21 protein-coding genes are annotated in these 21979 nt (G+C 54.0%); 8 read left to right on the forward strand and 13 right to left on the reverse strand.

Features of this window, described 5'->3' with window-relative positions:
• Positions 1–51: 51 nt before the first annotated feature.
• From GN242_RS08415 to GN242_RS08425, 3 genes are read right to left on the reverse strand one after another with little or no spacing between them, the layout of a single operon-like run.
• Positions 52–435 (reverse strand): EamA family transporter, encoded by a 384-nt coding sequence (locus GN242_RS08415; protein WP_197094776.1) that lies wholly within the window; start codon positions 433–435, stop codon positions 52–54.
• The gene (locus GN242_RS08420) at positions 432–788 is read right to left on the reverse strand and encodes an EamA family transporter (RefSeq protein WP_154751502.1); all 357 of its coding nucleotides are present in this window, start codon (positions 786–788) and stop codon (positions 432–434) included. Before GN242_RS08420 ends, GN242_RS08415 begins: the two co-directional genes overlap by 4 nt.
• Positions 789–848: 60 nt before the next feature.
• Positions 849–1586: an MtnX-like HAD-IB family phosphatase gene (locus tag GN242_RS08425; protein WP_197094777.1), complete on the reverse strand. Its 738-nt coding sequence runs from the start codon at positions 1584–1586 to the stop codon at positions 849–851.
• Between the two features lie 288 nt (positions 1587–1874).
• Here GN242_RS08425 and umuD point away from each other — a divergent pair, with 288 nt between their 5' ends.
• Together umuD and umuC are read left to right on the forward strand one after the other, a co-directional pair.
• Positions 1875–2294 carry a translesion error-prone DNA polymerase V autoproteolytic subunit gene (gene umuD / locus GN242_RS08430; RefSeq protein ID WP_154751501.1) on the forward strand — a complete coding sequence of 140 codons (420 nt, stop codon included), beginning with the start codon at positions 1875–1877 and terminating at the stop codon, positions 2292–2294.
• A 2-nt stretch (positions 2295–2296) separates the two neighbouring features.
• Positions 2297–3559: a translesion error-prone DNA polymerase V subunit UmuC gene (gene umuC, locus GN242_RS08435; protein ID WP_156287280.1), complete on the forward strand. Its 1263-nt coding sequence runs from the start codon at positions 2297–2299 to the stop codon at positions 3557–3559.
• 7 nt (positions 3560–3566) lie between these two features.
• Here umuC and GN242_RS08440 read toward each other — a convergent pair whose 3' ends face one another.
• On the reverse strand, positions 3567–3713 hold the full coding sequence (locus GN242_RS08440; RefSeq protein WP_154751499.1) for a hypothetical protein: 147 nt from the start codon (positions 3711–3713) through the stop codon (positions 3567–3569).
• Between the two features lie 365 nt (positions 3714–4078).
• On the opposite strand from GN242_RS08440, the gene GN242_RS08445 reads away from it, so the two are divergent.
• The 3 genes from GN242_RS08445 to GN242_RS08455 all read left to right on the forward strand — a co-directional run bounded on the left by GN242_RS08445 (position 4079) and on the right by GN242_RS08455 (position 5483).
• A complete protein-coding gene (locus GN242_RS08445; RefSeq protein ID WP_154751498.1) occupies positions 4079–4459 on the forward strand; it encodes a putative holin in 381 nt (126 codons plus the stop codon).
• Positions 4446–4733: a phage holin family protein gene (locus GN242_RS08450; RefSeq protein ID WP_154751497.1), complete on the forward strand. Its 288-nt coding sequence runs from the start codon at positions 4446–4448 to the stop codon at positions 4731–4733. Before GN242_RS08445 ends, GN242_RS08450 begins: the two co-directional genes overlap by 14 nt.
• 549 nt (positions 4734–5282) lie before the next feature.
• The gene (locus GN242_RS08455; RefSeq protein WP_156287281.1) at positions 5283–5483 is read left to right on the forward strand and encodes a hypothetical protein; all 201 of its coding nucleotides are present in this window, start codon (positions 5283–5285) and stop codon (positions 5481–5483) included.
• 26 nt (positions 5484–5509) lie between these two features.
• Here the strand turns inward: GN242_RS08455 and GN242_RS08460 are convergent, their stop codons facing one another.
• The 4 genes from GN242_RS08460 to ldcA all read right to left on the reverse strand — a co-directional run bounded on the left by GN242_RS08460 (position 5510) and on the right by ldcA (position 8024).
• Positions 5510–5758, reverse strand: coding sequence for a hypothetical protein (locus GN242_RS08460; protein ID WP_154751496.1), 249 nt, complete (start codon positions 5756–5758; stop codon positions 5510–5512).
• Positions 5759–6054: 296 nt separating this feature from the next.
• Positions 6055–6300 (reverse strand): DinI-like family protein, encoded by a 246-nt coding sequence (locus tag GN242_RS08465; RefSeq protein WP_154751495.1) that lies wholly within the window; start codon positions 6298–6300, stop codon positions 6055–6057.
• Between the two features lie 108 nt (positions 6301–6408).
• Positions 6409–7083, reverse strand: coding sequence for an MBL fold metallo-hydrolase (locus GN242_RS08470; RefSeq protein WP_154751494.1), 675 nt, complete (start codon positions 7081–7083; stop codon positions 6409–6411).
• Between the two features lie 17 nt (positions 7084–7100).
• Positions 7101–8024, reverse strand: coding sequence for a muramoyltetrapeptide carboxypeptidase (ldcA, locus tag GN242_RS08475; protein WP_156287282.1), 924 nt, complete (start codon positions 8022–8024; stop codon positions 7101–7103).
• A gap of 195 nt (positions 8025–8219) precedes the next feature.
• Between ldcA and emtA the strand changes: the two genes are divergently transcribed.
• Complete coding sequence (gene emtA / locus GN242_RS08480; RefSeq protein WP_156287283.1) at positions 8220–8855, forward strand: membrane-bound lytic murein transglycosylase EmtA; 636 nt, start codon at positions 8220–8222, stop codon at positions 8853–8855.
• Between the two features lie 3 nt (positions 8856–8858).
• Here emtA and GN242_RS08485 read toward each other — a convergent pair whose 3' ends face one another.
• Positions 8859–9596, reverse strand: coding sequence for a flagellar brake protein (locus GN242_RS08485; protein ID WP_156287284.1), 738 nt, complete (start codon positions 9594–9596; stop codon positions 8859–8861).
• A gap of 200 nt (positions 9597–9796) precedes the next feature.
• Here GN242_RS08485 and GN242_RS08490 point away from each other — a divergent pair, with 200 nt between their 5' ends.
• Positions 9797–10045 (forward strand): GlsB/YeaQ/YmgE family stress response membrane protein, encoded by a 249-nt coding sequence (locus GN242_RS08490; RefSeq protein WP_154751490.1) that lies wholly within the window; start codon positions 9797–9799, stop codon positions 10043–10045.
• Between the two features lie 100 nt (positions 10046–10145).
• Here the strand turns inward: GN242_RS08490 and treA are convergent, their stop codons facing one another.
• The 4 genes from treA to GN242_RS08510 all read right to left on the reverse strand — a co-directional run bounded on the left by treA (position 10146) and on the right by GN242_RS08510 (position 15933).
• Positions 10146–11822, reverse strand: coding sequence for an alpha,alpha-trehalase TreA (gene treA / locus GN242_RS08495; RefSeq protein ID WP_154751489.1), 1677 nt, complete (start codon positions 11820–11822; stop codon positions 10146–10148).
• A gap of 221 nt (positions 11823–12043) precedes the next feature.
• Complete coding sequence (gene argC, locus GN242_RS08500; protein WP_156287285.1) at positions 12044–12973, reverse strand: N-acetyl-gamma-glutamyl-phosphate reductase; 930 nt, start codon at positions 12971–12973, stop codon at positions 12044–12046.
• A gap of 114 nt (positions 12974–13087) precedes the next feature.
• Entirely contained in the window at positions 13088–13810 is a 723-nt protein-coding gene (locus GN242_RS08505) for a DUF3142 domain-containing protein (protein ID WP_156287286.1), read from the reverse strand.
• Positions 13780–15933, reverse strand: coding sequence for a PA5441 family protein (locus tag GN242_RS08510; protein WP_156287287.1), 2154 nt, complete (start codon positions 15931–15933; stop codon positions 13780–13782). Before GN242_RS08510 ends, GN242_RS08505 begins: the two co-directional genes overlap by 31 nt.
• A 383-nt stretch (positions 15934–16316) precedes the next feature.
• Between GN242_RS08510 and GN242_RS08515 the strand changes: the two genes are divergently transcribed.
• The gene (locus tag GN242_RS08515; RefSeq protein WP_156287288.1) at positions 16317–21953 is read left to right on the forward strand and encodes an Ig-like domain-containing protein; all 5637 of its coding nucleotides are present in this window, start codon (positions 16317–16319) and stop codon (positions 21951–21953) included.
• The last annotated feature ends 26 nt before the right edge of the window (positions 21954–21979 follow it).

The raw sequence follows: 21979 nt of genomic DNA on the forward strand, positions 1-21979 counted from the left end.
TGTTCAGTCAGCTAACGCCCCGTATTTACGGGGCGTTTTTTTGGCGCTGTTTTAGTGTGACAGGTGAGTTCCCGCATCTTTTGCCAGGCACAGAATACCCAGCAGGATCAGTATGCCGCCGATAATTTTTACCAGAGTAAGCTCATCGTTAAACAGCCAAATGGATACCAGCGTCACGGAGACAACATCAAGATGCGAAGCGGCAAAAGCGGGGCCAACCGGTGCGTGCCTGAGCAGTGTCATCCAGGTATAAAAAGCGCCCATATAACCGGCAAAGGCAATATATACCCAGGGATGGGTAAAGATCCGCCCCAGCCATGCGGCATCCAGCGTTAGTGGGGAGGCGTGGATCGCCGTGTATTTAAAACTGACCTGTGCCAGCGTATCAAATAGCATCAGGGCAATAAATCCCAGCAGATAAAAGCGTTTCATCATTCCATTCCTACAGCCACCACACCCAGCGCGATCAGCAGGATGCCAATGATGCGCCATTTGCTTAAGCGCTCCTTAAACCACAGCCTCCCGGCAATCATAATCACGACGACACTGATGGCACCCAGCATCACTCCGACGGAAAGCGGCACCAGCGACAGAAAGGCCAGCCAGAGGACAAATTGCAGCACATAGCAGCCCACTCCCAGCCAGATCCAGCCATGACAGAGCATATAGCGCCACCAGGTGAGACTACTGGATTGCCCGCTGTGGCGCGTGGCGGCCTTAAAAGAGAGCTGGCCGCAGGTATCGACCAGGACGTTTAACAGCCATAAAATCAGGGTGAGTTGACTCATACCATCAATAAGTTTGCTACGCCGATCCTGTGGGTTGCAGGCGGCAGGAGATCATGGTTGTTAATCATGAGTCCTCCACGGCATCAGCGGATTAAAAGAAAAGGGGGGACACTTCCCGTCAGGTGAGTTCAGCAGCTGTTCCAGGGCAGGCACGGCATCGCTAAAGTCATTAAATGCCGTGTGTGCAATACCTTTACGGCGGCACTCACCGATTAAACTGCCCTTTGCCAGAACATGGTCGGCTTGTGCAGCAACGCAAAAATCGGAATGTCCGTCGCCCACCATCAGTACGCGGCCTTTAACCCTTTGAGCAATGGCACATTTACATACCCCGTTAGCGCAGCGGCAGTGGGGCGCACGCCAGGGAAATTGCAGCCCCCAGCTCCGTTCACCCTGCTGCTCGAGGTGGTTAGCGATGACCGTTAAATGCCCCAGACCATGGCGATCGAGGATGCGCTGAATAGCGTAATCCAGCCCGTCGCTGACAATCTTCAGGGGGACATTCAGACGCCGGGCGAGGGCGACAAACTGTTTAAATGCAGGATCAATACTGATGCCGCTGAGACAATTATCCAGCGCTTCACGCGTCATATCGAGTAGCGCAATTTGCCCGGACATACACTCTCCGGAGCCTATCTCTCCCGCCAGCCACTGCTGTTCCAGCCTTTCCCAGCCGGGAAGAGCAAAGCGTGCGAGCAGGGTATCCGTAGTGTCTTCAGCGCTAATCGTTCCATCAAAATCACATAAGATCATCCAGGGAAAAGCATCATTAAATTCGAGGGGAGGCCTGGTTATCATGCATATACCTGTTTGTATGGGTTGCTATGCAGGTTAATAACATTTTTTCTGCTTTAAGAGTTGTTCATTGATGGGGTACACCCGGCGGTAGCATTTATCGTTAGAAAACGTGAGTTTACGTGCAGGCTTCATGATTTTTACAGCATAGCGTAACCCTGGCCGTCTTACCGCTAAGTGCTAAATATAGAGTGACTTCAAACTCTTCCCGGAATCATCTGACAAGATGCTTGATTGATTACCGCGAATGGTAATACTGTATATAAATACAGTGTCATTGAGATTTATATTATGCAGTTCATTCACCCGGCCAACAGTTATCACACCATGCAGCTGCCGCTGTTCCTTGAGCGCGTACCCTGCGGCTTTCCCAGCCCGGCTCAGGACTATGTTGAAGATCGGCTTGACCTCAATAAGTTTGCGATTAAACATCCCAGCGCCACCTACTTTATCAAGGTCAGCGGTGACTCAATGCGCGGCGCAGGAATAGGCGATGGGGATCTGCTGATTGTGGATCGTTCTCTGAGCGCCGTGCATGGCGATATTGTGGTCGCCGCCGTAGCCGGCGAGTTCACGGTAAAAGAGCTGCGCACCCGGCCCTCTCTGCAACTGGTTCCCCATAACAGCCAGTATTCTGCGATCTCCTTTCTGAGTGAGGAAGAGCTGGAGATCTTCGGCGTGGTGACCTTTACCCTTAAAGCGCATAAATAACGATGTTTGCGCTGGTAGATGTCAACAGCTTCTACACGTCCTGTGAAACGGTTTTTCGCCCGGATCTGGCGGGAAAACCCGTGGTGGTGGTATCGAACAACGATGGCTGTGTGATTTCCCGATCCGCTGAAGCCAAAGCGCTGGGGATAAAAATGGGCGCACCCTATTTCAAGCTGAAACAGGAGCTGTACCGTCAGCATGTGCATGTTTTCAGCTCTAACTATGCGCTTTATGCTGACCTCAGCCACCGGGTAATGACGTTACTGACGGAGATGGCGCCAGGCGTAGAAATTTACTCCATTGATGAAGCCTTTATTAACGTTACCGGGGTAGAGAACTGTATGGCGCTGGATGCTTTTGGTCACCAGATGCGCCATCGCATTCTGAGAGATACGGGCCTGACGGTGGGCGTGGGGATTGGCCCAACGAAGACGCTGGCAAAACTCGCCAACTATGCCGCTAAAAAATGGCATAAAACCGGCGGCGTGGTGGATCTGTCGAATATCGATCGCCAGCGCAGATTGCTGGCACTGGTACCGGTAGAAGAGGTGTGGGGAGTGGGGCGCAGAATTGCTAAAAAACTCAATCTGATGGGTATTGAGAATGCGTTACAGCTGGCGGAGTCCTCTCTCTGGGTTCTTCGCAAACATTTTAATGTGGTACTGGAGAGAACCGCCCGCGAGCTGCGCGGCGAATCCTGTCTTGGCATGGAAGAGTTTGCGCCCACTAAGCAGCAGATTATCTGTAGCCGCTCGTTTGGACATCGGATTACGGCTTATGAAGAGATGCATCAGGCCATCTGCGCCTATGCCGAGCGTGCTGCGGAAAAACTGCGTCAGGAAAAACAATTTTGCCGCTTTATCAGCGTTTTTCTGCGCACCAGCCCCCATGCGGAAGGGGAAATCTTCTATGGTAATCAGGCTTCGGGTACGCTGCTGACTCCCTCTAATGATACGCGGGACATTATCCGCGTGGCATCGGAGTCGCTCGACCGTATCTGGGTTGAGGGGCATCGTTATATGAAAGCCGGAGTGATGCTGGGGGACTTCTTCAGCCGCGGCGTGGCCCAGCTAAACCTGTTTGATGAACATCAGCCGAAGGCCAACAGTGAGGCGCTGATGGGCGTGCTTGATGCTCTGAACCAGTCTGGCAAGGGTAAAGTCTGGTTTGCCGGGCAGGGAATAGATAAAAGCTGGGCGATGAAGCGGGAGATGCTGTCGCCCGCTTACACTACGCGCTATGCAGATTTTCCGGTGGCGAAATAAAACCAGGCTAATGCTCGCTTTTGAGATGCATCCTTTCTCCGAGCAGATGCCATAACGCCAGCAAAATGCCCGGCAGGCAGACGCCGATAATCACTAAAAACCCCATCAATGGCCCACCAATCAGCAGCAGAGAAAAGAGTAAAGCGGCGTTCATAGGGATCCTTCGTTATCTGGTTTTTCCTGGTAATTAATGCTGTTCCGTCCACGAAAGGCATGTTTTGATCGCGATCATAATGTGAGATTTTGCCTGGCAATAATCTGACGCCGACCGGTACAGCCCTAAGGATAATCCTGGTGTGGTTAAGGGCGGGGATCCGGGATGATGCTATTTTTTTAATAAACTAGCGGTACTGAAAAAATGCGTGAAATTTGTTTTCCCTGCTCACGCGTACGCAAAAACCCATGTAACTTAATACAAAGACAGTTATCCACATAAGCGTTGTAACTGTTTATCAACCCGGCATTTGCCGGGTTTTTTTTATCCCTGAATCGGTAAGAGGGCACAGTAAAGGGGGCAACATGGCAGGAACTCTATTAGCAGTAAGTCTGGGGGCCGCAGTAACTTCGGGCGTTAGTCTGTTCAGTTTTATCGGTGCCACCGACTATGGTGTCCTGTTTGGCGCTTTTGCCGGTGCGGTGTTTTATGTCACTACCGCGGCAGATATTCAGGTCATTCGCCGCGCTGCATATTTTATGGTGTCGTGGATTGTCGGTATTTATGGTGCTGGCCTGGTTGGCGCGAAACTGGCGCTGATACTGGGTTATAGCGATAAACCGCTGGATGGTTTGGGTGCAGTGCTGCTGTCTGCACTGGCGATTAAAACGTTGACGTTTTTCAGCCAGCAAGATCCGTCAAAATGGCTGGCTCGCTGGAGAGGAGGGCCTCATGGTAACAAGTGATCCTATGGTCATCACCAATGTGGTGGTGTGCTCGGCAATTGTGTTACGCCTGATGTTCTTTTATAAGGCAGGCTCCAGGCATCAGTCCTGGGCCGCATGGCTTGCCTATTTGATCATCCTGGCTTACGCCTCGGTGCCGTTCCGCTTTCTGTTTGATGTTTATGTCCATACACACTGGGCTGCGGTGACTATGAATCTGATTTTCTGTGCAGCGGTGTTTCGTGCGAAAGGCAATGTTGCGATGGTGTTTGAGGTGCTGCGTCCACGGCGTTGAATGGTTTGTATCGGGCGGGTATTCCTTATTTACATCGGCCCTGACCGAAACCGTAGATGAAACCAGATCGGGAGGGGCGTATGGTCTGTCAGTCGCAGTTTACCTGAAAAGGTAACAGCGGCGGTACAGAGGAACATGGAGCGGTGAGGATGGTGGCCGCTACCGTGTCAGCCCCTGCCAGCACTGTGCTGGTGGGCAATGACACACTCGATATCAACAGCATTAAACGCAAACTGTGGTACTTCAGCCAGCCAGAGGTAAAAGCACTAACCGCCCTTAATTGGGCGGTTTTGTATTTATCGCTATCAATTGTCCGAATCAGACTCTTTTCCCGATAACCCCGCATAAAACAGATGATATATTCGCCTTTATTGCCGGTTTTTTGACACTTTCAGGCTGGCGATAATCTGAATTAAGGAGAAAAAATACCTTTTTTAGCCAATAAACGTTTGAAAAGCAGGCAAGGTGCAATTTAAATCCGGCGCCGGGGTTGTGATGACGTCATCAGGCTACGTAAAATAGATCCAAAAGGTAAATCAGGAGAAGATCGTGTCTGAGACTGTATCTGGCGAAAATCGATTTGAACGGCTTGAAGAAGCAAAAAATATTGCCCTCGGCTGGCGTATTGTGGGGCAGATGTCACCTCAGACTCTTGAAGAAGCCATTCAGATGCTGCGTGACAGTTCAAATTTCGCCGCAAAAGTGTGCGATTTGCTGTCAGAAGAGCTGGCGGCAAATACCCGGCGCTGAACACCACACGTTAAGGCAGTTTGTCTTTACAGGCGTTGATCGCTTCGTGGTTCACCGCGATGGCGAAAGCGTGACCACTCTTCCCAGCAGTTTTCCGGATTTATATCACTGAAGTTTTGTGAAGGCTCCAGCGCACAGGCGATACGGTCGGGAACAGAGACACAAATGGCGGTGTCGCGCAGCGCCTCAACTTCTTCGCGCGTCAGGCTCGCCCCTTTTAGTTGTTCAGCATCGCTGAGTAGTTCCATCAGCGATGGAATGTAGATTGTCGCCATACGTTGCCCCGGCTAAATGTCCATCATAATTTGAACGAAGGTATATGTTGTTGGTTATGGTTGATTTTTCGGCAATGGGCGGGGAAACTTTAGCGATGAACTCTGTGCGGGGGCAGTAACAGTTTACGGGGACTGATATTTAAGACAAAAAAAAGCCCGCTAAGAGCTTTAGTGCGGGCCAACACCAGGGAAATCGATTAAATAAAATAATAGGATCTATCTTAATAAATGCAAACAGAAAGCATCCCTATTAGCTATTAAATCCAAATTTGTTCGTTGGCCACGCAGAATTTGCATCAAAACTCTTCAGATACCATCCACTGGTCTGCTTCATCAAACATCTCTTCGATGATGCGCAGCAGCGTAGATTTATCGCTTTTACTGGCATCGCTCTTCACACCGTTAGCCTGCATAGGTTTTACTTTTACCTGCGCGTCCGGAAAAACCTTCTGTACTCGTTTTTCCAGTTCGTTAAGGATCAGTTGTTCGGCATTGGCCAGACCGGCTACGTTGCGCTTGTCATAAATCAATTCAACAAACATTTTTGCTCCTTATGCTGTTTTGCTGGATAAAAATACAGGTATCTCCTGCCGGGTTCAAACACTATTTCCGTTCACGGCAGAAGAAAGCGTATAAACAGCTAAAAAGAGCTAACCGCTGCCGAGATGGAGCAGAGGCTGGCGGAGATCGAGGATATTATTTTCAGCTTCATCCAGCAGCGCCAGCCACTGGCGCACATCGACTTCCTGCCATGCCAGCTGCCCGACAGTGGTGCCCATCAGCACCACATCCGGACGTAATGCCCGATAAAACTCCAGCGTCTGGCGTAAATCGCTTTCATTACTCTCTTCTACCAGTATGGTCACCCAACGGTCAGCGGACAACGTGACAGTGTCACCGACAAACAGATAAGTTTTACCGTAAGGGGAAGCATAGAGATAGCTGGTACTGCCTGGAGTATGCCCCGGAGTGGGTACCACATGGAAACTGCCGCAGTGAACTTCCGCCGCGTTGAAGGTGGCGTCAGCTTCAGCAAAGTGGCTTACCTGGCCCAGTGCCCGTGCATGGCAGTAAAGCGCAGAGTTAAAACGCTGCTGTAAGCGCTGGGTAGCCGGGCTGGCTTCGTGCCAGTGCGTCAGATAGTGGCGAATAATACCGCCCTGATCGGCGATGGTCTGATGGTCTTCCGGGTGTTCAACCCGGGATATCAGCAGGTTTCCACGTACGTGTTGCAATAAAAAACCGTGCATTATCAGCTGCGGTTCATCATCACTGGTGGGAAATTCCGGGGCGGAAACCCAGAGGTCTTCATACAGCTGTTTCATTGTTGCGCTCCCAACGATCAGCGCAGCACCGGATATCCAGATAGCTGTAATGAAGCGGCACTGTCAGCGACCGTCAGCACGCCCCGGGAGCCAAGGGGCAGGGTAACGGTGTCTGCGCTGTGGCCAAATGGTAAACCGGTAATCACCGGGATACCCGTCAGATCGCGTATCAGATTCCAGACGCTGGTAAAATCGTAGCCATTGTCGTAGTCCGTTGAAGTGGTTCCGCTAAAGCTGCCGGTGATAATGGCATTCTGGCGGGAAAGAATACCGCTCTGATGCAGTTGCAACAGCATGCGTTCAATACGGAAAGGGTGTTCATTAACATCCTCGATCACCAGAATGCCATCCTGAATTTCAGGCATCCATGGGGTGCCAATCAGTGAGGCGATCATGGCCAGATTCCCGCCCCAGACGGTGCCGGAGACTTGAACCTGCTGCGAGACTGTCGTCCACTCCAGTGTTAATTTAGGCGAAGTCAGCGCGCGCCAGAAGTGCTCAATGGTAAAATCAGATAAAACCTCAGCACCAAAATTGCCCGCCAGCATCGGGCCGCTAAAACTCACAATCCCGCTTTGTGTCAACAAAGCTAGCTGAATGGCAGTAAAATCACTGTGGCCGCAGAGCGCGGCAGGTGCATCAGCCAGGCAGGCACGCAGTGCATCATAGTGCAGATTCGGTAACAGCCGGGTAGCGCCATAGCCGCCGCGTACTGCCAGAATGATGTCCGGCAAAGGGTTAAGCTGTGTCAGACCGTTGATATCAGCCAGTCGCTGGCTGTCGTTACCGGCAAAGCGCTGCTCGCGACGGGCAATAATGCCGCTGTTCTCTACCCGGTGGCCCGCGGCCTGCAAACGCGCGACGCCGCGGGCAGCTGCCGCAGGGTTATGACAGTAACCAGAAGGAGCAACCAGATGAATTGTACGAGGAATTGTTGCCATAACGCTCACTTTGATGATTTTTTATGCACCAGCGTTGAATTATTTTAAACTCAGCGCTGTCCAATAATCTTGATGATGAACAATAGCCGCTGTGAAGTCACCAGCGCACAGCACAATTTAAGAGTTACGGTAATTTCCTGATGACGATCATTCCGTATGATAGTCGCTGGCTACGGCTCAAAGGATAATAAAAGCGTGAGAAAAAGCGTAAAGATGGCGGCGATAGTCGCTGCACTATTACTGGCAGGTTGTGCCAGTACACCCCAGAGAAAAATTGTTCGTCAGCCTGATACGCCATTAACTCAGGCACCACCTTCACAGGTGGCCAGCGCCTGGTCGATGATGACCGAGCAGGCAGCTCAACGTAATGGCGTGGATCAGAAGCTGGTGGAAGCGATTATCGCAGTGGAATCGGGCGGCAATCCAACGGTAGTCAGCAGGTCAAATGCCGTGGGTTTGATGCAGATAAAAGCCTCCACGGCAGGGCGGGAGGTATATCGCTCAAAGGGGCTACGCGGGCAGCCGACGAAATCGGAACTGCGTGATCCGGTGAAGAATATCGATATAGGCACAGCGTATCTGCGCATCCTTCAGGAGCAGCAGCTGGCAGGCATTCGCGATCCGAAGACCCTGCGCTATGCCACTATCGTATCCTATGCCAACGGAGCCGGTGCGTTGTTGCGCACATTCTCACGTGACCGCGATCGTGCAATTGCGATGATCAACGCCATGACGCCAGAAGCCTTTTACCAGCATGTGCAGAATAAACATCCTGCCGCACAGGCTCCGCGCTATCTGTGGAAAGTGACCACCGCTTATCGCACTATCTGATGATTACTGGAAACGGTTGGCTTTATCGCGAGCCAGCCGTTCCAGAGAGAAGATAACCTGCTGTAGCTCGCGCTCCTGCCCGGCATTCAGTGACAGGAAGCGGAAGCTGAGGCGCGGTGTCACAATCGTCTCATTTTTACTGCCCACCACGCTGCGTTTGCCGATGGTAATCAGCTGCGCATCCACTTCAAGACGGCCATACTCCTCCATCTCAACACGCAGCTTTTTAATGCTGTCACCGGTTTTTAACACCTCCGGCAGGGGGGCATCAGACAACACACCAATGCCACCCAGCGACAGATCCTGTAAGCGCAGACGCCCTTCACCAGAACCATCGGGCCACGGAATATAGCAGTAGAATATTGGATTGAGAGGAGCGGTAACGCGGAAAAATTCACGGCGCTGGATCATCCACAGCAGTTCCGGGATATCGGCGGAGAACGCAGGCAGCCCTTCATGCTCGCATACGCTGATTGCGGGAAGCGCAAACTCCACTTTGGCACCGCGAGTTTCAGCGGTGATATGCAGGTTGTGAGCTTCTGTCGCCAGCTGATTATCGTAATCATTACTGCCGAAATCGAGAATCATACTCTCTTTATCAGCGTACAGCAGTCGGGTAATAAACTGACCGCGCGGGTGTGAAACCATCACCGGCGTTTGGTTTTCATGCAGGTCACGCAGAACAGCCAGCACAGCCAGTGGCCCGCGTTTCAGGTATTGTTCTTTGTCGTCCTCTTTCACATCCGGCTCCAGTCGAATAGCAATTCATGCGTGTTAGCGATCCTGTTACGGTTATCGGCAGTTCCGTCAGGGCCTTTACAATTATCTTACTAAAATAGCGAAGAAAGTTTAGATTTAAATCACAGACTTATAAACCTCACCTATACTTACTCCGTTTTACCAGCTCACGTATTAAATCAGAAGATATTAAGGAGTTATTGATGGGTATTCTTTCATGGATCATTTTTGGTCTGATCGCCGGTATTATCGCCAAGTGGATTATGCCGGGTAAAGATGGTGGCGGCTTCATCATCACCGTAGTTCTTGGTGTGGTGGGTGCGGTAGTGGGTGGCTGGATCAGCACCTTCTTTGGTTTTGGTCGGGTAGATGGTTTTAACTTCGGCAGCTTTGTTGTTGCGGTGATTGGCGCCATTGTGGTGCTGTGGATCTATCGCAAAGTGCGCAGTTAAACAGCATATTTAAAAAAGGGAGGCAGATGCCTCCCTTTTTGTTGCCCGTGACCGGTACTGAATAGCGATTGATCCGGGCACTGTTGCAGAGCGTTACAGATTACGGAGCGGGTTTTGCCGCGCTGATATCACCAACGTTATTACAGGTCACCCCTTTCGGGCAGTAGAGATCCATCAGTTTTAGCGTCACGCCGTTAGTCCAGCCAAAGCCGTCCTGTAGCGGGTACTCGCCGCCACCGCCGCCTCCCAGCCCTTTACCTTCCACTACGTATTTCTCCACCAGCTTATGCTCTTTATCGTAGGTGGCCTGCACATTTTGCAGGAAGCGCATGCCGACTTCTTTCGCCAGCTCCTGTTTACCGTAGTGGTTCAGACCTTCAACGGCGGCCAGCTGCAACGGTGCCCAGCCGTTAGGCGCATCCCACTGCTGGCCGTTATTTACGGTGGTGGTGACCAGGCCGCCCTCTTTAAGCAGCTGCGCTTTGACCGCGCTGGCAGTGCGATCGGCGTGATCTTCGCTTGCCGCCTGTAAATAGAGCGGGAACAGCGTGGCCGCCGTCAGCTGTGGTCGCACCTGAGCTTTCTGCCAGTCATAATCCGCAAACCAGCCCTGTTTCTCATCCCACAGATAGTGGTTAATGGCGTCACCACGCTGTGCGGCACGTTCTGTCAGACGCTTGCTGGCCTCCTCATTTTTATCCACTTTGTAGGCGTGGGCGAGGGTATTTTCCAGATGGAACATCAGGGCGTTCAGGTCAACGGGCACAATGCGTGTCGTATGGATAGTGGCAAGATCCCCTGGTTTATCAAACCAGCGCGAGCTGAAATCCCAGCCCGATGCCGCACCGGCACGCAGGTCACGATACAGCCCGGCTTTATCACGGGACGGCGCTTTTCCGGCGGTGGCGATATCATCCATGTAAGATTCGGTACGTGGCACATCGCGCGCATCCCAGTAGCGGTTCAGCAGGGTGCCATCTTTCAGTTTCACCACCCGTTTGCTGGCGGTACCTGGAGCCAGCTTGTCGCTATCGGCCATCCAGTAGCTGTACTCTTTCTCCAGCTGCGGCAGATATTTGCGGTAGACATCTTCACCGTTATGTTTCGCCAGCAGATCCACCATCATGCTAAAGAACGGCGGCTGTGAACGGCTGAGATAGTAGCTGCGGTTACCGTTAGGGATATGGCCGTATTTATCCAGCTCGGAAGCAAAGTTATCGACCATATCCTGAATGCGATCCCAGTGGCCGCTTTCAGCCAGCCCCAGCATGGTGAAGTAGCTGTCCCAGTAATAGACTTCGCGGAAACGCCCGCCCGGCACCACATAAGGCTTCGGCAGCGGCAGCAGTGAGTCCCACTGATTAGCCTGGCTGGCGGAGCGTGTCAGCACCGGCCACAGACCGTTAATATGTTCACGCAGGCTCTGGCCGGCAGGCGGCACATATTTCTCCCCGGCAGCAGGCAGGATAAAGTTGGTATCAACGAAGCGTTTTAGATCGAAATTACGCTGCATTTTCTGCATCTGCCAGTCGCTAAGAATCGCGGTCGGATCCTGTTTGGGTACGGCATCAGCGAAGGTTTTCTGGTCGGGGAAAATCTTCGCCGCCTGCACCGCGTGGAACAACGGCCCGAGCCGGATATCCGGTGGCTGCGGATTATTACTCAGCATACGCTGATTATCTTCCGCCTGAAGTGTGAAGCTGGCGGTGAGCGCGGCGGTGAGCAGCAGGGGGGTAATCAGGCGCGTATTCCATTGACGTTGTTCGACTCTTCTCATTAGCCATTCTCCATGTCCAGACCATATCCGATCTGTAAGTAGTTGAGCAGATTAAAACTTTAGTAGATTTTAACCGTATGAACAGGAATCGAATTGGCAAAGTGTGAGTCAGGTTGGGGTTTTAGCCACCTCAGATGCTGAAAGTGGACGAAAAAAGCAGGGGAGCAGGGTGAGAAAGAGGGCGTGAATACGGGGGCGGGCATGCCCCCCGTGAAAGGAAATTACAGATTAACGCAGGTCTCTTCCGGCAGACCAAGCATGAGGTTGAGGTTCTGCACCGCCGCGCCGGAGGCCCCTTTGCCCAGGTTATCAAGCCGCGCAACCAGAATGCTCTGCCGCTGCCGGGCATGGCTGAAGACGAACAGCTCCATATTATTGGTATTATTCAGCGCCTCAGGCAGCAGGTACGGTGCCGTATCTGCGTCCAGACTGTTCAGTTCGTTGACGTGAATAAAGCGCTGACCGGCATAGAAGCTTGCCAGCGCCTGCTGCAACGCCACGCCATCGCTGTTATTCAGTGGAATAAATACCAGCATTCCCTGTGCATAATCACCGACTGACGGCTGGAAGATTGGCCTGCTGTCTAGCCCGCTCCATGCCTGAATCTCTTTAATATGTTTGTGATCGAAGCCAAGACCGTAGGCGGCGAAACCCGTACCTGCCTGCTGATATTTTTCAATCATCGCTTTACCGCCGCCGCTGTAGCCGGAAACGGCATTAATTGCCAGCGGCTGATCCGCCTGCAACAGGCCGCTCCGGGTCAACGGTGCCAGCAGGGCGATAGCGCCTGTGGCGTAGCAGCCAGGGTTGGAAACGTGGCTGGCGGTGCGGATCTTCTCGCGCTGGTCGACGGCCAGTTCCGGCAGACCATAAACCCAGCCTGCCTCAACCCGGTGCGCGGAGCTGGCATCCAGCACGCGTGCGCCCACTTCATCGGCAAGCGCTACCGCTTCACGTGCAGCGGCATCGGGCAGGCAAAGGATACTGACATCAGCCTGCTTCATCAGCGCCTGACGTGCAGCCGCATCTTTACGCTGCGCCTCATCGATGTTGAGCATTTCAATCTGAGGATGAGTGGCCAGCCGCTGTTGGATCTGCAACCCGGTGGTGCCCGCCTGACCGTCGATAAACACGCGATATTTCTGACTCATTACCGTCTTTGCCCTGACTTTGTAAAAAAAAGAGTGCGGAGAGTATGCGAGATTTATAGCAAGGGGACAATAGATAATGACTGAATATCTGTTTTTATTGCATAATAAATCACTTTATCGCGAGTTCAGCATAAACACCACGCTGCCGCGATACCAGGGTGAGGCCAACAGGTGCTGCTCATCCTGTTTGTCCCAGTGCCCATGCTGAACCAGACCAAGCCGGAACGGAATACGCAGCGCCGCCAGCGCCGGAAAATAGTCGGCGTAGTTGCTTACCGTCTGGCGTCCCTGATAGCTTTGAATGACCAGTTCATCCACCGGCAGCGTATTCAGCGTTGCCACATTACCGGTTTTTGCCCAGTCCAGCAGCCCGGTCACACCCAGGGAGAATTGCCCGGGCAGCACCGTTCTCAGCCGTTGCAGAAAGATACTGTAGCTGTCCAGTCGGTGGGTGGCCGCATCAAAGTCAATCTGTACCCCCACCACCTGGTTACCCGCCTGCGCCCAGCGCTGCGCCAGTCGTACAATACGCGCCAGCATCTCATCCGGTACGTCGAGGGTTTCCATCCGTACGGTGAGCCAGATTTGTGGAAAGGATAAACGGCTGACCGGCAGCCCCATCCGCACAAACTGTGCCTGGCCCTGCCGGGTGATAACTTCGCCCTGATGCAGATAGACGGTGCGCGCCGCCTTCAGCTCCGGGCCGGGGCGAACCCCGGACCACAGCCAGAAGGCCTGATAATCGCTGGCGTTAACCTGCTGCGCGGCACCCGCCGGAAGGCCGCACAGCGCGGCCAGCAGCAGGCTTACCAGTAGTACTTGAGCTTGTTTGCCCATGTGCTTCCCGGATACTGTTTTTTCAGCTGAACGAACCAGCGCTGACGCTGCGCTTTATCGACGTCTTTGCCGCCGCAGTCGTTATAGCCGGACGGGGCATAGCACATCACGGCACGGTAAAGCGCGTAGCTTTTATCTTCCGGCTCGGTTTTACTGTTACCGATCACCTGCTGATAATAGTGCTGGCGATCGGGACGCCCCGGGTGCTTACCGGCCGCCACAATAGTATCGAGGGTGCCGTTGCCGCCGCTGTCACTCCAGGTGCTGACCGAGACGTTAGTGGTGCGGAAGAACTCGCTCAGGCAGTTCAGCGCATGGCTGTTGCCGGCGCGTTGACTGAGCTGTGTCACTACCGTTTCCAGCGCCGGACAGACGTAGCCTTTCTCGGTCTTTTCGCCAGTCCAGTCAAAGGCAGTGAGCTGCACATCAGCAAACGCCTCGCTTACTACCGGCTGCGTAATATGCTGGCTGAGTTTTCTGTCCTGCAACCATTCGCCGTAGCGCCCTTCGGTTAAATCCCTCACCAGTAAAGTATGCAGGGCAATAGTGCGTTCTTCATCGTTCGGCCCGCTGCTCGCCTGCTGGCGCAGCAGTTCCGGCGTGGCACGGGTTTTCAGCACCAGCGAACGGTAGCGCAGGTTGGTCACCCGGCTGTCCGGGGCATAAATGCGGTCAACTTCATCGCCTGAAACCAGCGCTGCGGCCAGCCTGGCCTGGAGAAACTGCTGCTGCTCTGCATCCTGGGTGAGGGTTAACAAATGCGTCCAGCGATCGCGGGCAGCAGGCCACTGCTGCTGTGCCATCAGCGCATCGCCGTACAGCACCTGCTCACTGAAAGTGACAATATCCCGGGCGGGCAGCGTTTTCACCTCAGTGATATTGGCGGTGACCGCGGCATAGTCCGCTGTGCGGAATGATTGCACCAGCGTCAGGTAGTGCCACAGCGGCAGCTGGCTGGCCTGCGCAAAAATCGGTTTAAGAGTATCAAGATACGCCTGATCAACGCAGGGCTGGCGAGGATTACAGTCGTTGCTACGCATCAGGCGCAGCGTCTGGGTAAATGTGAGCAGCGGGGCGTTGGGAGCACTGATAAACATCGCATCGCCGCTTTGATCTTTACTTTGCAGTTTCAGATCGTTTTCCGCTATCAGCTTCACAATCTCATCTTTGGTACTCGCCTGGTTCAGCGATTGCTCATAGCGAACGGCCAGCGTATCCCAATCCTCCAGATACCAGTCAATACGCCGCATCATACCTTCAGCGGAGGCTCTGTATTGCCCATTCGGCCAGGCGGTAAGATAGGCCTGAGCCGCCGTCCGCGCCAGGGTCGCGGCGTTTTTATCGATCTTCTTCACATCGAAATCGCCATATTCGCCGCTGGCATTTTCACTGCTCTGATTAAGCGCAGTGCGCATCAGCATATAGCTGGCGGTTTCCGCAACCCACTTCTGTTTAGCGGTTTGCAACGCAGTGAATGCCTGGGTGGCATCAGGGTAGCTGCCCTGATAAAAGTCATTGGCGGCCAGCAGGTAGTCACGGAAAGCACGCGCAGAGGAGCCTTCAGGGTAGTTCAGGGCTTCCGTCTGCGAGCCTGATTCCGGGCTGTCCGGGAGCGACATGCGGGCAATCGCCAGCGCCCGGCGCTGCTCCGGCGTCAGAGAGGTATCGTCCAGCAGAGCCTGGTAGAAGAGGGAAACGGTCGTCAGAGAATTGGATATATGGCGATTTTCCTCTTCGCCCTGAGACATCTTAGCCACTTCCAGCACGCTGGTATCCAGCCCAAGCGCGGCAATCTGGCTCTCCAGAGGAGCAGGGAGAGCGTCTGCCGGAGTGGCAGGGGATGCAGGCGCGGAGCTGGTGGCGTCATGGTAGCCGAAATAGAACGAGCGGCTGCGCGTCATATCTGCGGGTACGGGCTGCGAGTCGAGGGTAACGGGTTTCTTTTCACTGACCAGGCGTAACAGGTTGTCACGGGTGTCGTTGGTCACGTCCAGTACCGGCGGGCTGACAATAAAACAGTCGGTACTGCCCCACTGGCAGCTTTCAATATCAGAGGAGGCAAACGTCTGGAAACTGGCTGTCAGTGACGCCAGTACGGTCAGGGCAATCCTTGTTTTACGCATAATCCTTTTCCGGCAGGTGATGGAGAGTTGATGAGCCGGCGAATTCTAAGCTGAAAAGGCGTTTTTCATCAACGGTATTGCCGTCTCCATTCTCTCATTCCGGGGGGAGTTGCAGCCTGAATACGTGTTTTCAGCAGCCTGCACAATGCTGGCTGGTAATGTAAGCTTATGTTAATTTTCTGAAATTTTTGTACACAAAAACATTTCAAAGATAACACTTCTATAAGTTTATGTTTTTTGCTAAAAATGCTTTGGTTAATTTGATTAATAGGATTATTCCTGATCCTCCGTCAGATGAAACCTTAACTGAGATCGCATATCAATATCCCAACGCGTGAATATATAGCCCATTGCCAGCGGCTGTGCGGCTCAGGAGCATCATCATGACATGGCAAAACTGGTTCGGCAGCACTAAGCGGGCGTCATCTCAGAATGTGACGAACCCCAAAGAAATGATTAGTAATTCTGTTCCCCGTACCGTGCCTGCCGCCTGGCTGCTTGAGCCGCGTATGCTGTTCGATGGTGCCATTGCTGCCACAGTAGTTGAGAACGCGGCGAACAGCGCCACGGCGTCGGATACCCACGCGACGGCCGCAGATAGCAAGGCAGACAGCCACGCCGACAGCTCCCACGCTGCGGCCACGACAAATACTGCCAGCGAAACAACCAGCAGCAGCGATCAACATCACAACAGTGACAGCAGTGACAGCCAGAGCGATGCCGTGACGCCAGCGGCCACCCCGGCGCGCCATGAAGTGGTGTTTATCGACACTTCCCTTAAGAATTATCAGACGCTGGTGGACGGTATCCAGCCCGGCGTTGAAATCGTCCTGATCGATGGCAGCAAAGATGGATTACAGCAGATCGCCAGCTGGGCCTCGACGCATAGCGGTTACGACGCGATTCATATCTTTTCCCACGGCTCGGAAGGCAAGCTTAACCTTGGCAGTACCGTACTGACCGACAGCAGCATCAAATCTGCCGATGTGCAGGCGGCGCTGGCGGTGATTGGTCAGTCGCTGAAGGCCGACGGTGACCTGCTGCTGTACGGCTGCGATGTTGGAGCAGGCAGCGACGGCGCGGCGTTTGTTGCCGATCTGGCAGCGGCGACCGGGGCAGATGTGGCCGCTTCAGTCGATGCAACCGGCAGCAGCAAGATAGGCGGCGACTGGGTGCTGGAAAAAAGCATCGGAGATATCGATACCGCCGCGCTGCATATAGACGGTTACCAGGACGTGCTGTCGGTGGTGACCTTCAGTGAAAGTGATAGCGATCTTGACGGCTCTACTCTGAGTATTACGCGTCCGGTTGAAGGACAGAACATCACGTTTGCTGTTCCCAATAACGGCGCTTATATGGGCTTAGATATGTCCAGCTATGGCACAGGGATATATGCTCTGGATGGCTCTATCAACGGCAGTAATACCAGCCTGGTGATCTCATCACCGGCAGGCTACAGCTTCGATCTCACCGGGCTGAAAGGAATAGCCACCACCGGTATTCTGCACTTTGAGCTGACCTTCTCTAACGGCACCACCGGCTCGTTTAACGCTGTGGTCAGTGAAAACGGCTATACCGCTATCAGCAACTTTTCAACGGCGATCAATGATGTTACCCGGGTGGTCATCACCTCCAATGATTATTCGGCACTGCAGGATATCACCATCTCCGATGTGAAGCCGATCGCGCCTGCGGTGGTCAGTGTTAGCGCCACCACGGCCAACGGTGCCTATAAAGCCGGTGATACGGTTATGGTTACCGTTAATTTCTCCTCAGTAGTGATGGTGAATACCACCGGTGGCACGCCCACTCTGCTACTGGAAACCGGTACTATCGACCGACTGGCAACCTACGTCAGCGGTTCAGGCACCAGTCAGCTTATCTTCAGCTATACGGTGTCAAATGGCGATCAAAGTGCCGATCTGAATTATGTCAGCAGCAGTTCGCTGGCGCTGAATGGCAGCACCATCAGCGATAGCAACAGTGTAAACGCCACCCTGACGCTGCCAGATACTGGCGCGCAGTATTCCCTGGGGTGGGGAAAAAATATTGTTATCGATACCCAGCTGCCAACGGCCACTATCACACTCAGTGATACCGCGCTGAAGACCGGTGAGACGGCAACGGTGACCATCATCTTTAGCGAAGCGGTTAGCGGATTTGATAATTCGGATTTAACCGTGGCAAACGGTACCTTAAGTGCGGTGTCCTCAGCCGATGGCGGTGTCACCTGGATAGCAACCTTTACGCCTGACAGCAGCGTTACCGACAATACAAATACTATCGGCCTCGCAATGAGTGGGGTGCACGATGTGGCGGGGAATAACGGCAGCGGTAACGTCAGCTCGCCCAACTACGCTATTGATACATTGCGCCCTACCGCCAGCATTGTGGTGGCTGATAACACGCTGACCGCAGGCGAAACCTCTTTAGTTACCATCACTTTCAACGAAGCGGTTACAGGCTTCACCCTCGCCGATCTTAGCGTGGAAAATGGCGTGATGAGCGGCTTGAGCACTTCTGATGGCGGCATCACCTGGACGGCAACGCTTACCCCTGTCTCAAATGCCAGTGACGCTACCAATGTGATCACGCTGGCCAACAGCGGCGTGGCAGATCTGGCAGGTAATGCGGGCAGCGGCACCACAAACTCGAACAATTTTAGCGTGTCGACCCGGCAGCCAACCTCAACGATCGTTATCGCGGATAACACGCTGAATATCGGGAAAACCTCGCAGGTAACTATCACTTTCAGCGAGGCGGTCACCGGCTTTACCAACGCGGATTTGGTGGTGGCTAACGGTACGTTAAGCGCGGTGAGTTCATCAGATGGTATTACCTGGACAGCCACCCTTACGCCAACGGCTGACACTACCGATGCCACCAACGCGATTACGCTGGACAATAGCGGCGTACAGAATGCCGCGGGAAATATCGGCATCGGCTCGGCAACCTCGAACAATTATGCTGTTGATACCCATCGCCCGACGGCAACGATTACTATGAGTGATACCGCGTTGAAAATTGGCGATACCTCGACGGTCACCATCACCTTCTCTGAGGCCGTCAGCGGGCTTACCAATGCAGATGTGACTACTACTAACGGAGGACTGAGCCTGATTAGTTCAGCCGACGGCGGTCTCACCTGGACGGCAACCTTTACGCCAACATCAAATATCACTGATACCAGCAATATCATTACGCTGGATAACACCGGCATCGCTGACCTTGCAGGTAACGCCGGCAGCGGCAGCACCGAATCAGTCAGCTATTCGATAGACACCCGTCGGCCGAACGCCACCATCGTGGTGGCCGATAATGCCCTCACCGCAGGTGAAACGTCGCTGGTCACCATCACCTTCTCGGAGGCGGTAACCGGTTTTACTAACGCGGATCTGACCGTGACAAACGGCACCTTAAGTGCGGTCAGTAGCTCTGATGGTGGCGTCACCTGGATAGCAACCTTTACTCCGGTACTGGGCTTCAAAAGTGCCAGTAATCAGATCACCCTGAATAACGCGGGGGTGGCGGATCTGGCGGGCAATGCGGGAAGCGGTAATATCAGCTCAAATAACTTCAGTATTGATACCCAAAGACCGACCGCCAGCGTTGTGGTTGCGGATAATGCTCTCAGGATTGGTGAAACTTCGCTGGTCACCATCACCTTCACAGAACCGGTAACCGGATTTACCAACGCGGATTTAACCGTTGCTAACGGAACCTTAACAGCGGTCACCACCTCAGACGGCGGCATGACCTGGACGGCGACCTTTACACCATCCAGCGACCTGACAAATGCCGCTAACATGATTATCGTGGATAACACCGGGGTAGAGAATATGTCGGGCAATGCCGGTAGTGGCACAACCAGCTCCAATAACTACGCCATTGATACCCAGCGCCCGACGGCCACCATCGTGATGGCGGATAATGCTCTGGCCGCCGGTGAAACCTCGCTGGTGACCATTACCTTCTCTGAGGCGGTAACCGGCTTTAGCAATGCTGATGTCACTGTGACTAACGGCAGCTTAACCGCTCTCAGCTCCTCTGACGGCGGCATGACCTGGACGGCAACCTTTACGCCAACGGAGGGAACCAATAATGCCAGCAATGCGATCGTGCTGGATAATTCCGGGGTGACGGATCTGGCGGGCAATGCGGGCAGCGGCACCACCGAGTCAGGCAACTATTCGATTGATACCCTGCGGCCAACCGCCACCATTGTTATGGCTGACAGTACGCTGGCGGCTGGCGAATCTTCACTGGTGACCATCACCTTCTCGGAGGCGGTCACCGGTTTCAGTAACAGTTCACTCACTGTGCCCAATGGCACCCTCAGTGCGGTAAGTTCAGCGGATGGCGGTCTCACCTGGACGGCGACCTATACTCCGGCGACGAATGTTCGTGATACCACTAACCTGATTGTGCTGAATAATACTTCCGTAGCGGATCTGGCGGGCAATCTGGGTACGGGCACCACCAGTTCCGTTAATTTCACCATTGATACCGTGCGCCCAGCCGCTACGGTGGTGGTGGCGGATCCGTCGCTGAGAGCAGGACAAAGCTCACAGGTGACCATTACCTTCACGGAGGCGGTCACCGGTTTTACTAATGCCGATCTGACCGTTGCGGGCGGTACGTTAAGCGCAGTCAATTCAATCGATGGCGGTATAACCTGGACGGCGACCTTTACCCCGGCCGCCAGCCTGACCAGCACCAGCAATCTGATCAGTCTGGATAATACCGGCGTTGCGAATGCTTCCGGCAACACAGGGAGCGGTACGACGGTTTCCAATAACTACAGCATCGATACAGCCTTACCAGCGGCCTCCATCGTGGTGAGCAATCCGTTAATGGGTAACGGGGCGACCTCGCTGGTGACGATCACCTTCTCTGAAGCGGTCAGCGGTTTTGATTTGTCCGATATCTCGGTGGCGAATGGCACACTGAACAACCTGAGTTCCGCGGACGGCGGCATCACCTGGACGGCAACGCTGACGCCGACGGCAGGAGTGACCGACAGCACTAACCTGGTGCTGGTGGATACCAGCGGGGTGCAGGATGCCGCCGGAAATGCGGGCAGCGGTAGCGCCATTTCCAATAATTATGCCCTGGACGCTACGCCGCCTGTCGGCACCATTACCCTGAGTGACACTCAGCTCACCGCAGGGGAAACGGCCCGGGTAACGATCACCTTCAATGAGGCGGTTACAGGCTTCAGCAATGCCGACCTGAAGGTCAGCAACGGCACGCTGAGTGCAGTAGTCTCGACGGATGGTGGTATCACCTGGACGGCACTCTTTACCCCGACGGCGGGAACGGTTGCGGCGGGTAATCTGATCACTCTTGATAACAGCGGCGTCACCGACCTGGCTGGCAATGCGGGCAGCGGCAGCAGCGCCTCCCCAGCGTTCTCCATCGACAGCCGTCCGGTAGAACCGACCACCACCGTTGCGGGTAATCCGCAGTTTCTGTCAACCGACGGGCAGCCAGGTGCAGCGGCGCTTGCGGGCGGTGACGGCCCGCGCAGTCAGATTCAGCTTATCACGCTGCCGGATGTGCCCGCTGGTCTGCTGGCCTCCGGTTCAACCATCTTTGGCGCGACCACCGGCTTAAGTACTACGCCTTCAGCGGCTATCGTCTTCAGCCAGCCCGGTCAGGGTGGCGGAGCGGCAGCGCCCTCTGCGCTGGCAGCCGTCTTTAGTCAGAATGATGTTAACCATTACGAACCCGGCGTGATCCGCTCTCAGTCGGTTGATCTGAATCAGCCGATGGGCGGCAGATCGACCCTTGCCGGGCTGTTTGGCGGCATCAACCTGCCAGGCACCACCGATCTTGAAGTGTTCTCCGGCAGCAGCTGGAAGAGCGTCTCTGACAACAGCATTACAGGCGCAATTGCCCCGACCTCCGTGTTTGGTGCGCCGGTATTCAGCCAGCAGTTGCAGTGGCTGGATGAGGTTCAGTCGCAGCAGGTGGCCTCGCTCGAAGTGGCCCTTAAAAATATAAAGCCGGCAGTCTAAAAATAACTCAGGTCTGGGGTAAGGAA

The organism is Erwinia sorbitola (genome assembly GCF_009738185.1).
Lineage (GTDB): Bacteria > Pseudomonadota > Gammaproteobacteria > Enterobacterales > Enterobacteriaceae > Erwinia > Erwinia sorbitola.